Here is a 14,687-nt window from a genome sequence, read left to right on the forward strand (position 1 = left end):
CACCTCAAAGGCAGCGCGGGGAAATCGGCGCTAAAATGGACTTGGCCCATCGGCCCACCTTTTCAACGGCCATGGAGGGTCATGATCACCACACTTGCAGATCGCATCCGCGGACTCGCCTCGCTTTTTTGGCGCGAAGTAGCGAAGTTCGGCGCCGTCGGCGGTGTTGCTTTTGTCATTGACTCGGCCGTTTTCATCTGGCTTTTCTCCGGACCGATGCACGGAAGCGAAGTGTGGGCCAAGGCTATTGCAACCATCGTTGCAAGTGTTTTCTCGTGGGTCGCAAACCGTTTTTGGACCTTCCGCCACCGCAAGCAGGCGAATGTGGTCCGTGAGGCCGTGCTGTTCGCGATCATGAACCTGGTAGGGCTCCTGATTGCTTCGGGTTGTGTGTGGTTCGCCAAGTACATCCTGGACCTGAATGACAAGCCCTCGCTGTTCATCGCCGGGAGCGTAGTGGGCCTTGTCCTGGGCACCATCTTCCGCTTCTTTGCGTACCGCTTCTGGGTCTTCAACGAAGAACTGGACGCCGAGCCCGAGTTCTCGCATGACCACGAGATCATCGAACTCCACCACAAAGCCAAGAGCGAGGCCGGAGCTGCCGGCCCCGCCACCGGCGAGTTGCCGTCCGCTAAGAACGGCTGACCCGCTCGTTCTCCAGCAGGTGCTCGGTTACCTCGAGATCAGGGTGCACCAGCACTACCGAACCATCGCCGTGCCAGGCGCCCAGTGAAGCGGCCAGGCACGTTTCCAGGCCGTCTGTTGCGCGTACCAGCAGGCGGACACCGGGTTCCTGGCCAGCGGCAAATTCCTCAATGAGTGCTTCGTGTGCGAGTTCCGAGGTGCCCCGCACTGCGGGCAAACCCGGGGCGGGCTCGTTGTGCGCCATAAAAACGTCGCCGTGGGAGCGGACTTCCGCCGCGTAATCCACGACCCCGGATGGCAGCTCACCGGGCCAACGCATCGCGAGTGCCGCGAGCGGTACGGCTACCACGGCGTCGAAGCCGGACGCGTCACCGTCGTCGGGACTGTCGGTCACCAGGAAATCCGCGGGGGTGCGGTCAAAGACCACCTCCATGCCCAGCTGCCATGCCGCCAACGCCCAGACGAATGACTTCCAGTGCGCGGGGAGGTCAAGCCGGATGGTCATGCCGGGTTCCGCGTCCAGCTCGTCCTGCAGGAGATTGCTGGTCTTGGCCACCCAGTTGTCCAGGACGCGGCCCGAAAGCTCCACCCGTTCAGAGTCAGGCCCGTACCACGTGAGCCGTGGTGAGGTTGAATGGCCGGACCGCAGGGCGGTCATCAGGTTCGCTGCCGGGATGCTCATGCGTCAATCTTGCCACGGTGGCCCCGCGCCGTCCGTGGGATTATCGCCGGGATTGTGAATTGCGACACATGCCATTTTCTCCAATCGGTGGGCCCTTCGCGTCCCAAGGCTTAATTTTCCGCGGAAATTCAATGAAAGTTCACGTAAATCGATCCGGGCCTCCCGTTTTCCGCGGAGACGCGCAGCGGCACGGGCAAAATGTTGGGCGTGGCGCATCCCACGTTTCTACGGATTCTTGATTATTATCCCGGCGCAGCTTGACTGACGGGTAGTTACACGCGTGTAATTAGTAATCAAACGCCGCTGCACAGATGACCGGAACGTCGCCGGGAATCGGAAACACATCCACGCAGCAGCTGCAAAATCAGGAGGGACGCCATGGGGCAAGCGTTGCGTATCCAGGAAGATGCAGTCGTCGCAGAAAATGCGTCGGTGAAATACCGTTCGCGGGAAGTACCGGGGGATTGGTACGTCGACCCAGCGGATCCGGAAGCGGCAGACCGCTACAACCAGAATGTGCAGGACGCTTTGGAGGATCAGGCAACTGCCCTCTTGGCTGCACATGAGGCGCTGATCGGCGATCTGCCTGCAGGGCCGGAAGAAGACCTGGACGACCCTCCCATGGAGGTGCGTCGTCCGCTGGAAACACCGGGGCAGCCCGTATGGATCGGCCTTCCGGGCCAAGGCGACTTCGATGACGAAGGCGAACTTGGTTGGCAGACTGATGCGCTGTGCGCACAAACCGATCCGGAAGCTTTTTTCCCGGAAAAGGGTGGATCCACCAGGGACGCCAAGAAAGTTTGCGGGGCGTGCAACGTCCGTTCGCAGTGCTTGGAATATGCCCTGGCCAATGATGAGCGGTTCGGTATTTGGGGCGGACTCTCTGAGCGGGAGCGTCGTCGGCTAAGGAAGCGAGCGGTCTAATTCTCAAGGAAGTTCACGTTACCGCCGTTGTGGTTTCCCACAACGGCGGCAACTATCTCCCCAGGACACTGGCGGCACTGTCGGACCAAACACGTCCGGCAGATGCCGCCATTGGCATTGATGCAGGTTCCACGGACAATTCGCTGGACATGCTCCGCGAAGCTTTCGGCCAAGGCAATGTCACCACCTTCCAGCAGGCGAAATCCGGCTTTGGCGCAGCAATTCAGGCAGGCCTCCATGAGTTGGCCCCGGACAAAGGTGCAGCTGGCGAGGACCAGGTAAACCGAGCCGGCCCTGTTGACTGGATCTGGCTCCTTCATGACGACGCCGCTCCGGCGCCCGACGCCTTGGCGGAACTTCTGCACGCCGTGGAACGGGCCCCTTCGGTAACGGTGGCCGGTTGCAAGCAACTCGGTTGGGACAACGAGCGGCACTTGGTGGACGTAGGACTCTCCACGAGCCGTTGGGCCGAGCGCCTGACCCTGATCGATGCCGACGAAGTAGACCAAGGGCAATACGACGCCCGTACGGACACCTTCGCCGTGAACTCTGCCGGAATGTTGATCCGCCGCGATGTTTGGGAGTTGCTGCAGGGCTTTGATCCCGCGCTGCCCGGAAGCGGCGATGACGTGGACTTCTGCTGGCGCAACTGGCTGGCAGGCAATCGCGTGGTGGTGGTTCCCAGCGCCAGGATGTTCCACGTGGAGCACCGACCCCATGGGTTGGGCACCTCCTCAGCCGCGCGCAAAGCCCAGATCCATCTGCGGCTCAAGCACACTCCCTGGTGGAAGGTTCCGTTCCAGGCCGTGGGAGCCCTGCTTGGTGCCGTCGTTCGACTCATGCTGAGCATTTTGGTCAAGGAGCCGGGCTACGGCTTCTCGCAGTTCACAGCAACCGTTGCTGCCTTGGTTCGACCGGTCGCCGTTGCCCGGGGACGCCGCGTTGCCGCCAAGACACGCCGTGTGCACCGTTCCGTGGTCCGCGGCCTGCAAACATCAACCCGTGAAGTCCGCGCCAACAGGCGGTCTTTGCTGGAGGCGATCCGCCCCAGTGACGACGCCGCCGCGGTTTCGGACCTTCTGGCACCCGAACCCAGCGGAGATGCCGCGGACGACTTCGCCGCTTTGGCAACCAATGAACGCGGTTGGGTAGGAACAGGCGCCGTCGCGGCGGCCTTGTTGGCCCTTGCCGCAGCGTTTGTTGGATTGCTTGGGCTGCTCCGATCCGGCGTTGTGGCCGGTGGCGGCCTCATCCCTCTCTCTGCAGCGCCCGGGGACATCTGGGCCAACGCCTCCACGTGGTGGATTTCCCTCGGCGCAGGATTGCCGGGCCACGGGGATCCTTTCGGCTACGTGCTGTGGCTTCTCTCGCTCTTTGGCGGGGGAGACGGCAACTCGGCCATGGCTTGGCTGCTGATCCTTGCCATGCCGCTCTCCGCCGTTGGCGCATGGTTCGCCGCGGGCGCGTTGACCACAAAGCGTCGATTCCGGACTGTTGCCGCCTTGGCCTGGTCTGCCGCCCCCGCTCTGCTGGTCGCGATCAATGAGGGCCGCGCCGGGGCCTTGATTGCCCATGTGATGATGCCGCTGTTGCTGCTGGCAGTGCTGCGCGCCTCAGGATCCGCGGTGGGACATGGGCGTTCACACCCGGCCACTTCACTGAGCCGGCGCCCTGCTCCGATTCTCGGAAAGCCGGGCATCAACGGAACACCATCGTGGACCGCTGCCGCGGCCGGAGGGCTGGCCATGGCCATCGTCACCGCCTCGGCACCATCTCTTTTGGGACCGATCGTTGTTTCTGTGATCCTGGCGGCCGTCATCCTGGGGCAGCGCGGCAAGACATTGTGGTGGTCACTCCTGCCCACGGCTGCCTTGTTCGTGCCGTATGGAATTTCGGTGCTTGACAGGCCGCGCGCCCTGCTGGCCGACCCCGGACTGCCGTTGACCTTCGAAGCCGCGCCGCTCTGGCAGCAATTGCTCGGACAGCCGTTGGCCTTCGACCTCGACGGCGGCCTGACCGGCTTGGTCTTCTTCGGACCGGGCGCCGTGCCCTGGGCTTTGCTGCTTGCGCTGTTGCTCAGCGCGCCGGTCCTGGTGCTGGCAGTGACTGCACTGTTCCTCCCCGGCAAGCGAACGGCCTTGGCAAGGGTGTTTTGGTTGGCAGCACTGGCCACCTTGGCGAGTGGTTGGTTGGTGGGACATGTAGCCACCGGTGTCAACAACAACGTCATCGTTGGACCCTTCACCGGCCCCGCTGTGTCAGCGGCGGGAATCTTGTTGCTCGGAGCTGCGGTGATTGGCGCGGACAAGATTTTCCCGGCTCCCCGCCGCATGACCGATTCCAGTCGTCAAAAGCTGCCCTTGCGGCGCGTGGCTTCCGGGCTGGTCCTGACGCTCCTCGTGGCTGGGCCCCTTGCGGGGATGGGAGCCTGGGCAGCTCAGAACGTCCTTCAACCTTCGCCCGCGCCAGGGACGACGTCACCCAATGCGGCCGAGCCGTTGGTGTCCCTTGGTGCTAAGCGCCAGGTATGGCCAGTGGACTTCGGCACCTTGCCGGCCACCGCCGTCGATCGCGGACAGGGACCGGAACGTACCCGGACGCTGGTCATTACCAGCGGCGAACAGGGGGCGTTTACGTCCTCGTTGATGCGCGGCGCCGGCACCACCTTGGACAGTTTGTCCACCATCGCGTCGGCCCGCACCATCATCGGTGCACCGGGTCGCGAAGAAATAGTGGATGACGATGCCGCCACCGCCTCGCTTCGACGGGCAGTGGCCACCATCGTGGCCAGTAGTGGAGTGGACCCGCGCGGTGACTTGGAACAGCTGGGGGCCGGCTTCGTGGTCCTCAAGGCCGCGGATAACGCAGCCCAGTTGACGGCGAGCAGGATCGACGCCGTCCCGGGCCTGGTTGCCGTTGGACAGACCGACGCCGGCTGGCTGTGGCGTGTCTCGCCACGGAACCAGCCTGCCGCTACGGCTGCTGAGACCGCGCACCGCGTCAGGATCATTGATTCCGAAGGCAACACAGTGGCCAACCTTCCGGCAGAAGAAGTGTCCGTGGACGCTGCCGTCCCTGCGGGCGGGGAGGGCCGCAAGCTTGTCCTTGCTGAACGGTCCGATCCCGGCTGGACGGCCTGGATGGATGGCAAGCAGCTCAAAGCTGCCACGTCCGGATGGTCGCAGGCCTTTGAACTCCCGGCCACCGCCGGCGAGCTGGAAATCCGCTATACCAACCCCTGGGCCTTGTGGTTCGGCATCATGCAGGCCGTGGTGATCGGGCTGACGCTCCTGTTGGCCATACCGATGCCGGCGCGCCGCACCCGAACCGGCATGTCGAGGGATGAAGTCTCCCTCCGTAAGGAGTACAGCAGTGTCTGAGGACCAGAAGCAGGCTGTCGACGGAAAACCGTCGCGCAGTTCCGGTAAAGGCAGTTCCGGTAAAGGTTCGCGAAGTTCCAACCGGGGCGTCGTCACGGGTGTGCTCTCCGCAGTGGTCATCCTGGCCGCCGGCGGTGGTGCTGTGGCGGCGACGTCGATGATGCCGGAACCATCCGGCGGGACCACCATGGACATCCAGCAAGCCGATGTTCCGGCAGGTCGAGCACTGGGTGTGTGCCCGGAACCTGCGAGGCTGGTCAATGGAACGGTGGTGGGAACGGATGCAGGTTTCAGCCCTGTCTCCACTACGGCCGTCAGCGCCCTCAACGCAGTGGTGCTGAGTAATCCGGCCGGTACGGTTCCTGGAAGCAAGGTGACGTCGCTGGAAGGTGACGCAGTAGCTGAGATCGCCAAAACGCCGTCCAGTACTCCCACGCCAACGGCCGGACCTCCGGTGTTGTCTGCCGGTGTGGCCTCCATCTCCCCGGTGACGGCTCCAGCCGTGGTGGGGGCAGAACCCTTGGGGAATGAGCAAGCCTCCCTCGCTGCCAATCTCAGCTACGCCGCCACCGACGGAGACCTCCGAGGCCTGGCTTCGGCACAATGCCAATCGCCGGGAAACGACGCCTGGCTGTTGGGGGCCAACACGGCGGTGGGTCGAACGGCAGTCCTGAACCTGAGTAACGCCTCGGAGACTCCGGCCACGGTGAACCTGGACCTCTTTGGGGAGAAGGGCCAGATCCAGGCGCCGGGAGCACGCGGACTCCTGGTAGCTCCCGGAACCACCCGCTCGGTGAACCTCGCCGGCCTGGCCCCCAGCGAATCCGAACTTGCCGTCCACGTCCGCAGCACGGGCGGCCCGGTGGCTGCGACCATTCAGCAAAGCGTATTGCGCGGCCTCGCTCCCGGCGGCGTCGAATACCTTTCGCCGGGCTCAGGGGCCTCGAACCTGCAGGTCATGTCCGGCGTCGACATCCAGGATCCGGCGGCCACCAAGGCGCTCGCCACCAAATCCGGTTTCGCCGACGCAGCACCCGCCCTGCAGATCGCCGTTCCCGGCTCCACCGATGCCGTAGTGCAGGTCAGCCTGTACGGGGCCAACGGCGAACGCAAGATTCCCAGCGGCGGAGTGGTGACAGTCAAAGGCGGATCCGTAGCGACCGTGAACCTGGAAGGCGTCCCGGCCGGCACCTACACCGTCAGGGCCAGCTCCGACGTTGCCTTCGTGGCCTCGGCCAGGGTTACGCGGGGAGCCAAGGCGGAGGAGGCCACTGACTTCGCGTGGTCTCCCTCCTCGGCCCGTCTCGGCAGCCAGCACCTAGTGGCCGTTCCGCGCAACGGGCAGCGGTACCTGAGTTTCGGCGTCCCCGAGGGGCGCGGCACGGTCACCTATGCCCCCGTCACCGCAGACGGCTCAGTGGGCAAATCCGTAGACGTAGACATGTCCGGAGGCACCACCTCGTTGATCGAACTTCCCTCTAAGTCCGGCGATTCGGTGGTAGCCGGGTATGTAGTGTCAGCCTCCGGAGACCCCATCTATGGTGCACTGGTCCTCGGCACGCAAGGCCGCCCGGACATCTCAGTGGTGGCCATCCAGGACGCGGCCGCCGGACTTGAGAAGGTCCCGGTCTCGGTTGGCTACTAGCGGGCGTTACTGATATCTGCGGCGGTATACGGGATCCAGTGTCTCCGGGGGTACGCCCAGCATTTCAGCGGTGTACTCCACTACGACGTCATGCACCAGGTCCTGCAGTTCCTCGCGGGTGTTGCAGCCTTGCTCCACCACCCTGCGGTACACCGTGATCATGGGGGCTTCGCCGCGGCCACCGGGCGTATACGAGCCCAGGGGAGCCGTGCTTCCCATGGCGACAAGTTGTTCCAAATTGGGCGGGATCTCGTCGACGGCAAAAAGGACGCCGTCGAGCTGCTTGCCCCACATGTCCTGAAGCCGCTCTGCGGAGTCCAGCACCATGTCATCGAAGCGTTCTGCCCGGGTGCGGAAGCCGGGAAGGCTGGGGAGCATCAGTTCTCCGCGCAGTCCCCGCCCATGCCGGTTGCGCCGGCGCCGCCGGAAACCGCGCACACCCGAACCGGCGTGTTGCTCTGCCTGATCGCCATCGGCGTCAGTCCACCGGATGCTGAATCCGGGAACATGTGGCTGTGACTGCATATATCGACTTTAGTCCCGAGGAACCGCCAGCGCGACATCATGGCCTGCACCGCGCCGGAGTTGGTGACCAGCCGCCGGGTTCAGGGAGGCACGGGCAGCCAATGCGCAACACTGGTGCCAAATGGCGCTAATCTGGGATGTTGTGGGTGCTATTCGTCAATGTTCAAGATCAGCCTGCCGCCAGTCCGCGGTGGCCACTTTGACGTACGTGTACGCCGAATCGACCGCCGTCCTTGGTCCCTTGGCCACGTATGCCGAACCGCACGCCTATGATCTTTGCTCGCAGCACGCAGCGAGCCTGACGGTTCCGCGTGGCTGGGAAGTCCTGCGCCTGGCGATGCCAGCCACGCCGCCTGAACCAGGGCCCGACGACCTGCTGGCCCTTGCCAATGCCGTCCGCGAGGCGGCGTCAGCGGCTCCCGAAACACCTGCCCGGCAGAGCCACGGTCAGATGGAGCCGCCTGCAGCAATCGAGGGAACCCGGCGCGGCCACCTGCGCATCCTCCGCGAACCGTCCTGACCCGGCCCACTGTGGTGTCCCATTTCTGCTTCGGACGCAATTCGTCGCCCTGCTCCAAACAGGCTGATCTTGCGCGGTAGTCTGGAATCTGCAGATAACATCCGCCACCTGCGCCATGACGGCGCCACCCAGGGAGCATCATTCATGCCAAAGGTCAGTCCTGAACTGTTATCCATCCTGCGCTGCCCCGTGACGGGTTCACCGCTGGTCCAGGAGGGCGAGGAGCTGGTCTCCACCGCTGAAGACTCAACCGGTAAAAAGCTCCGCTACGCAATCGAGGACGGTATCCCGCTGCTCTTGCCGCCGGAGCTCCTCGCTGCGGCCCATGCAGCCACCTCCGGCCAGCACGATTCCAAGGCCTGACCCACACTTCTTCTTTCAATCCGCACGGCACCCCTAAGGACTTCCATGACTTTCGACTTCAAAGTGGCTGACATCACCCTTGCGGAGGCTGGTCGCCACCAGATCCGCCTTGCCGAGCACGAGATGCCGGGCCTGATGTCCCTCCGCGCCGAATTCGGTGCTTCGCAGCCGCTCAAGGGCGCCCGCATTGCCGGCTCCCTGCACATGACCGTACAGACGGCGGTCCTCATCGAGACCCTCACGGCCCTGGGCGCTGAGGTCCGTTGGGCTTCCTGCAACATCTTCTCCACCCAGGACGAAGCCGCTGCCGCCGTCGTGGTCGGTAAGGGAACCCCGGAAGATCCGCAGGGTGTTCCGGTTTTCGCCTGGAAGGGCGAGACGTTGGAGGAATACTGGTGGACCGCGGAGCAGATCCTCACCTGGCCTGGCGCTGACACCAACCCGGAGTTGGGTCCCAACATGATTCTCGACGACGGCGGCGACGCCACGCTGCTGCTGCACAAGGGCGTGGATTTCGAGGCCGCTGGCGCCGTTCCTACCGCCACTGAGGAAGACCCGGAAGAATACGTCCTCATCCTGGACCTCCTCCGCAGGACGCTGGCAGCTGATCCGCAGAAGTGGACCCGCCTGGCTGCCCGCATCGAGGGTGTCACGGAAGAAACCACCACTGGTGTCCACCGCCTCTACCAGCTGGCCGAACAGGGCAAGCTGCTGTTCCCGGCCATCAACGTCAACGACTCCGTTACCAAGAGCAAGTTCGACAACAAGTACGGCATCCGCCACTCCCTTCCCGATGGCATCAACCGTGCTACTGACGTCCTTATGGGTGGCAAGGTGGCTGTTGTCTGTGGCTACGGCGACGTCGGCAAGGGCGCTGCAGAGGCCCTGCGTGGCCAGGGTTCCCGCGTCATCGTCACCGAAATCGATCCCATTTGCGCCTTGCAGGCCGCCATGGACGGCTACCAGGTGGCCAAACTGGAGACGGTTCTGGCCCAGGGTGACATCTTCATCACCACCACTGGCAACAAGGACGTCATCATGGCCGAGCACATGCTGGGCATGAAGAACAAGGCGATCGTTGGGAACATCGGCCACTTCGACAATGAGATCGACATCGCCGGGCTGGCGAAGATCCCCGGTGTCAAGAAAGTGGAGATCAAGCCCCAGGTCCACGAATGGGTGTTTGAAGAGGGTACGGATTCCGAGCGGTCCATCATCGTGCTGTCCGAGGGCCGCCTGCTCAACCTGGGCAACGCCACGGGACACCCGTCCTTCGTGATGAGCAACTCCTTCGCCAACCAGACCATCGCGCAGATTGAGCTGTGGACCAAGAAGGACCAGCCCGCCGGCGAACGCGAGTACGGCAAGCAGGTTTACGTGCTTCCCAAGATTCTCGACGAGAAGGTGGCGCGGCTCCACCTGGACGCCCTGGGCGTAGAGCTGACAGAACTCAGCAAGGACCAGGCCGATTATCTGGACCTGGATGTTGCCGGTCCTTACAAGCCGGAGCACTACCGCTACTAAGCGGGCCAGCACTACCCAAATCGATGGCGAAAGGCCGGACACGCGACCAGCGTGGCCCGGCCTTTCGGCTAGAATTGGGTGTTCAGTATTGCTTGCCGGGGGACAGGAAGACGGAAACCATGACGGAAGTCGCCAAACGGAAGACGGGCAAGATCCTTGCCATCGCAGGGATCTGCGCCGCTATTGCCGTGGGCGGAATCGGCGTAGTTACCGTGCCTGGACTGCTGGCCGGCTCCTCGCAGGACGGCGGTGCTGCGGCCTCTCCCACGCCCACGGTGGAAGCCAAGCCCGTGGAGTTGGGCATCACCCCGCTGGACGGTGCCATCGAGTGGAATCCTGTGGTGGGCCCTCAGATCAAAGCAGTCAACGGCAAGGTTAAAGACGTCGTCCTGGCTCCTGCGGCCGGCGGCACGGCCGTCCAGGGCAAGACCAGCCCGGATGGAAGCACCTGGACCACCTCGGAAGTACTGAAGTTCAAGACCCAGTACAACTATTCCTTCACAGTGGTGGATACCGCCGGGAAGGAAACCAAGAAAACCCAGACCTTCACCACCGTTTCCGCGGCCTATGAGGCGGACGCTTCCATCTACCCCCGCAACGGAACCACTGCCGGTTCAGGCCAGCCGATCGAGATCAACTTCAGCGAGCCCGTGGTGGACAAAGCAGCCATGGAGAAGCGCGTGGCCATCACGGTGTCCTCCGGCCAACCAGTGGCGTGGCATTGGTATTCGGACACGAAGGTCCGGATCCGTCCCGAAGCTTTCTGGGCTTCGGGGACCACTGTCACGGTGGACATGAAACTCCTGGGCGTCGACTTCGGCAACAAGATGATCGGCAACGCTGATGTGGTGTCGACGTTCACTACCGGCCCTCAGCGCGTGGCCGTGGTGGATGACAACACCAAGACCATGAACGTGTACTCGGACGGGCAGTTGGTGCACACTGCGCCTGTGTCGCTCGGCGGCGAAGACTGGTTGTCTCCTACCGGCTACGCCGTGATCATGGAGCAGGAACGCCACTCCAACTTCAACGCGGGGACCATTGGCCTGAAGCCGGGTGACAAAGGCTACTACCCGCCGCTGGTGGTGGAGTACGCCAACCGGCTGACCTGGTCCGGCGTCTATGTCCATCAGGCCCTTGAAGCGGCCTGGAGCTCCATCGGGGTTGCCAACGTTTCGCACGGTTGCGTGGGACTGCTGCCAGCGGATGCTGCCTGGTTCTTCAACAATATGAAGACCGGCGACGTCGTGCAGATCCTCAACACCGGAGCCCCCGCAGTTGAGCCACTGGAGGGCTTCGGGGACTGGAATATCCCTTGGGCGAGCTACGCCCAGCGCTAGTCCAGCGCTAGTCCAGCGGTTACGATGATGGCAGTGATTATTTCCTGCGCTCTTTGACCCACATTTCCTGTGCCGACCACGTGTTGGCCCTTCACTTTGTGCTGCCCTCCGCGGTGATTCCGGGTGTCCCTGAGGGGAACCCGCCAGCGGGTTCCCCGGCTCTTCCCACCGGACCCTCTTTCATCACCTGGAGCACACATGACTCTTCAACCAACCCTTCGCCCGGACTGCGGCAACTGCTTTGCCCTCTGCTGTACAGCCCTGGGATTCGCCCGCTCGGCTGACTTCGCCATCGACAAACCAGCGGCGACGCCATGCCCGAACATGTCCGCCGATTTTTCCTGCGCCATCCATGAACGCCTCCGGCCGCGCGGATTCCGCGGCTGCACCGTTTTCGATTGCTTCGGCGCAGGCCAAGTGGTCTCCCAGCACACCTTTGGCGGTACCAGCTGGATGGACAACCCCTCGTCCACATCCTTGATGTTCGCCGCGTTCAAGGTGGTGAGGCAACTCCACGAAATGCTCTGGTACCTGGCCGAAGCCCAACAACGGACGTTCGACCCCCATCTCGCTTCAGCGGCAGGCCATCTGTCCGGGCGCATAGCGTCCATCGCCCAAGGCGACGCAACCGCGATCCTGAACACCGACGTCGAAACCCTGCATGAAGCAGCGCGGGCCCTCCTGATGGACGTCAGCGAGGAACTACGGGCTTCCTACGGAGCCGAGGACACGCAAACGCCCGACGACGGCCCTCACCTGGACGGTGAACACAGCGGCGCCGACCTGATGGGCGCGAACCTGGCGAACCAACGCCTCTGCGGATTCAACTTCCGCAGTGCTTACCTGATAGGAGCAAATCTCAGGAACAGCGACCTCACGGCAGCCGACCTCCTGGGAGCCGATCTCCGAGGAACCCACCTCCACGGCGCGGACCTCTCAAAGGCCCTGTACCTGACCCAACCCCAAATCACCGCCGCCGAAGGCGACCCCACCACCCTCCTGCCACAAAGACTCACAAAACCGGATCACTGGAGATTTGGCTGATGCAGCGGTAATCGGCTGGTGGGCGGTATCCGGCAGCCTGCGTCCAAGCGAAGAATGAGCGAGCAGGCAGAGGACGGCGGCCGCCCGGCTTCAGCCGGTGGCGGGCACTAACCTTCAGTGAACGGCAGCTTTTGTAGTCGCTCGCCTACGGTCGCGTTCCGCTTCTCCGCCTGGCGCAGGCGCACAAGTTCGCGGTTGCGCCGTTCCCCGAGGACTGCCCCGATGTAGTCCTCGGGGATGGTTCCGGAGGGCGGGGGAGGGGCCACGTATTTGGCCAGTTCGGAGGCGATGGCCGTGGCCATGTTGACCCGGGATGCAGGGGCCATGAGGTAGGCCTGCTGCACGAAGGTACCGGCCCTTCGTGCAGTGGCGTCCGGGACCCTGCCGATGTCCGCCATGGTCGCCCAGGCCTGGAGGTAGTGCGGTGCCACAGGCATGATGCGCGGTTTTGAGGGTACCCTCTGGCGGAGCGAATAGGTGCCGGCCACGATGTCGCCGAGGCGCTTGGATTTGTCGTTGAACAGTGCCACGCCGATCGCGAGGCCGCCGAAGGTCAGATAGATCTCAAGGACGCCAAGCAGCCCCCGGATGACGGCGTGCCGGAAGCGGATGGAACCGCCGTCGTCGCGCACTATGCGAAGTCCTGTTGCGAGCTTTCCCAGGGATCGTCCGCGGGTGAGGGTTTCAACGGCAACGGGAACAATGACGATGGAGAACACAACGCTGCTGAGGATCAGTGCACGGATCGCGGCGTCGTCGAGATCCTCCGAAGCCATGCTGATGAGGATGATCAGGAGTATCGCGAGGGCTACCTGGGAGATGACGTCGAGGATGAGGCCCAGCGCGCGGGCAGCAAAGGATGCCGGTCGCAGCTCGAGGACCACTGCCTCGCCTGTGATGATTGAACTCATGCCAGCCCCCATGCCTCGCAAACGCTGCGGGCGCTTGGCGTGCCCGCATCACCGAGTCTAGCGGCGGGACCCACCCCGTGCGTGGACTCAGGCGCTAGGGTGGTGCCGTGGACATCGACGCCTTCTCGGCCGTACATGGGGACAAATGGTCCAGGCTTCATTTTCTTGCGCATAAGCGCCGTCTCACGGGAGCCGAAGCCGATGAGCTGTTGCGGCTCTATCAGACAGTGTCAGGGCATTTGTCCCTGATCCGCTCAGTGGCTCCGGAGACAGCGTTGTCCGCCACGCTGTCCGCAGGGCTGGCGCAGGCCCGGACCCGGTTCACCGGGGCGCGCTCGAATTTCATGGAGGACCTGGCCCGGTTCTTCGTCATCGCCTTGCCCGCGGCGTTCTACCGGATCCGCTGGTTGACCGTGTGGTGCGGACTGGCTTTCGTGGTGGTGGCAGGGGCGTACGCCCTGTGGATTGGAACGTCGGCGGAGGCTCTGAGGGCCGTGGGCAGTGATGCCAGGATCCAGCAGTACGTGGACGAAGACTTCATTGATTACTACTCGGAGAACCCGGCTGCCTCGTTTGCCGGCGCCGTGTGGACCAACAACGCCTGGATTTCTGCCCAGGCCGTGGCATTCGGAGTCACCGGATTCTGGGTGCCGTACATCCTGTTCATGAACGCCCAAGGCCTGGGCATCGCCGCGGGCCTCTTCCTGGCGACAGGGAAGATGGACGTCTTCTTCAGCTACATCCTTCCGCACGGTCTGATGGAACTGACTGCAGTGTTCATCGCCTGCGCAGCGGGCCTCAAAATCTTCTGGGCCATGGTGCGGCCCGGGCCCCGCAAACGGCTGCAGGCTGTGGCTGACGAGGGGCGTTCCCTGATCACGATTGCGCTTGGGTTGGTATTGGTCCTGCTGGTTTCCGGCATGGTGGAAGGATTCGTGACGCCCAGTCCGCTGCCCGTGTGGGCGAAGATCACCATCGGTGCCGTGGTTCTGGCCGCGTATTGGGTCTACACGTTGGTGCTTGGTGGCAGGGCGGCCCGGACCGGTGTTACCGGGGACCTGGACGCGAACGACGCCGGATATCGCAGCATCGCTGCGTAGACCTTACAGTTACGTTTCGATCTGGGCGCAGCCGGGGTGGCACAGCGTGTCGGCGGAAGGCCGGGCGGTAGGCTCGAATGCAGA

Annotated in this window: 13 protein-coding genes; 10 read left to right on the forward strand and 3 right to left on the reverse strand. The window is 63.6% G+C overall.

The genetic code is table 11. The features are described from left to right. The first annotated feature begins 81 nt into the window (after positions 1–81). Positions 82–645, forward strand: coding sequence for a GtrA family protein (locus tag AB4Y77_RS06575; RefSeq protein WP_311213164.1), 564 nt, complete (start codon positions 82–84; stop codon positions 643–645). Here the strand turns inward: AB4Y77_RS06575 and AB4Y77_RS06580 are convergent. Beyond that, positions 632–1,327, reverse strand: a complete 696-nt coding sequence (locus tag AB4Y77_RS06580) for a TIGR03089 family protein (protein WP_442013346.1) — start codon at positions 1,325–1,327, stop codon at positions 632–634. The two genes, AB4Y77_RS06575 and AB4Y77_RS06580, sit on opposite strands and share 14 nt — an antisense overlap. A 378-nt stretch (positions 1,328–1,705) precedes the next feature. Here AB4Y77_RS06580 and AB4Y77_RS06585 point away from each other — a divergent pair, with 378 nt between their 5' ends. The 3 genes from AB4Y77_RS06585 to AB4Y77_RS06595 are packed head-to-tail and all read left to right on the forward strand — an operon-like array spanning position 1,706 to position 7,276. Next, a complete protein-coding gene (locus AB4Y77_RS06585) occupies positions 1,706–2,251 on the forward strand; it encodes a WhiB family transcriptional regulator (protein ID WP_311213166.1) in 546 nt (181 codons plus the stop codon). Between the two features lie 29 nt (positions 2,252–2,280). Continuing rightward, on the forward strand, positions 2,281–5,631 hold the full coding sequence (locus AB4Y77_RS06590; RefSeq protein WP_442013347.1) for a glycosyltransferase: 3,351 nt from the start codon (positions 2,281–2,283) through the stop codon (positions 5,629–5,631). Next, entirely contained in the window at positions 5,624–7,276 is a 1,653-nt protein-coding gene (locus tag AB4Y77_RS06595; RefSeq protein WP_442013348.1) for a DUF5719 family protein, read from the forward strand. Before AB4Y77_RS06590 ends, AB4Y77_RS06595 begins: the two co-directional genes overlap by 8 nt. Before the next feature lie 6 nt (positions 7,277–7,282). On the opposite strand, the gene AB4Y77_RS06600 is transcribed toward AB4Y77_RS06595, so the two are convergent. Then, the gene (locus AB4Y77_RS06600) at positions 7,283–7,801 is read right to left on the reverse strand and encodes a metallopeptidase family protein (RefSeq protein ID WP_311213168.1); all 519 of its coding nucleotides are present in this window, start codon (positions 7,799–7,801) and stop codon (positions 7,283–7,285) included. 121 nt (positions 7,802–7,922) lie between these two features. On the opposite strand from AB4Y77_RS06600, the gene AB4Y77_RS06605 reads away from it, so the two are divergent. From AB4Y77_RS06605 to AB4Y77_RS06625, 5 genes are all read left to right on the forward strand, one after another. After that, positions 7,923–8,321, forward strand: a complete 399-nt coding sequence (locus AB4Y77_RS06605) for a DUF3499 domain-containing protein (RefSeq protein ID WP_311213169.1) — start codon at positions 7,923–7,925, stop codon at positions 8,319–8,321. A gap of 144 nt (positions 8,322–8,465) precedes the next feature. Further along, positions 8,466–8,684: a Trm112 family protein gene (locus AB4Y77_RS06610; protein WP_311213170.1), complete on the forward strand. Its 219-nt coding sequence runs from the start codon at positions 8,466–8,468 to the stop codon at positions 8,682–8,684. A 45-nt stretch (positions 8,685–8,729) separates the two neighbouring features. Continuing rightward, positions 8,730–10,208, forward strand: coding sequence for an adenosylhomocysteinase (gene ahcY / locus AB4Y77_RS06615; protein ID WP_089594190.1), 1,479 nt, complete (start codon positions 8,730–8,732; stop codon positions 10,206–10,208). 119 nt (positions 10,209–10,327) lie between these two features. Further along, positions 10,328–11,548, forward strand: a complete 1,221-nt coding sequence (locus tag AB4Y77_RS06620) for a L,D-transpeptidase (RefSeq protein ID WP_311213172.1) — start codon at positions 10,328–10,330, stop codon at positions 11,546–11,548. 198 nt (positions 11,549–11,746) lie between these two features. Beyond that, on the forward strand, positions 11,747–12,592 hold the full coding sequence (locus AB4Y77_RS06625) for a pentapeptide repeat-containing protein (protein WP_442013349.1): 846 nt from the start codon (positions 11,747–11,749) through the stop codon (positions 12,590–12,592). 107 nt (positions 12,593–12,699) lie between these two features. Here AB4Y77_RS06625 and AB4Y77_RS06630 read toward each other — a convergent pair whose 3' ends face one another. Next, positions 12,700–13,503 (reverse strand): RDD family protein, encoded by an 804-nt coding sequence (locus tag AB4Y77_RS06630; protein ID WP_442013350.1) that lies wholly within the window; start codon positions 13,501–13,503, stop codon positions 12,700–12,702. 107 nt (positions 13,504–13,610) lie between these two features. Between AB4Y77_RS06630 and AB4Y77_RS06635 the strand changes: the two genes are divergently transcribed. Next, positions 13,611–14,603, forward strand: a complete 993-nt coding sequence (locus AB4Y77_RS06635) for a stage II sporulation protein M (protein WP_442013351.1) — start codon at positions 13,611–13,613, stop codon at positions 14,601–14,603. The last annotated feature ends 84 nt before the right edge of the window (positions 14,604–14,687 follow it).

Source organism: Paenarthrobacter sp. YAF11_1, from assembly GCF_052113445.1.
Classification (GTDB): Bacteria; Actinomycetota; Actinomycetes; order Actinomycetales; family Micrococcaceae; genus Arthrobacter.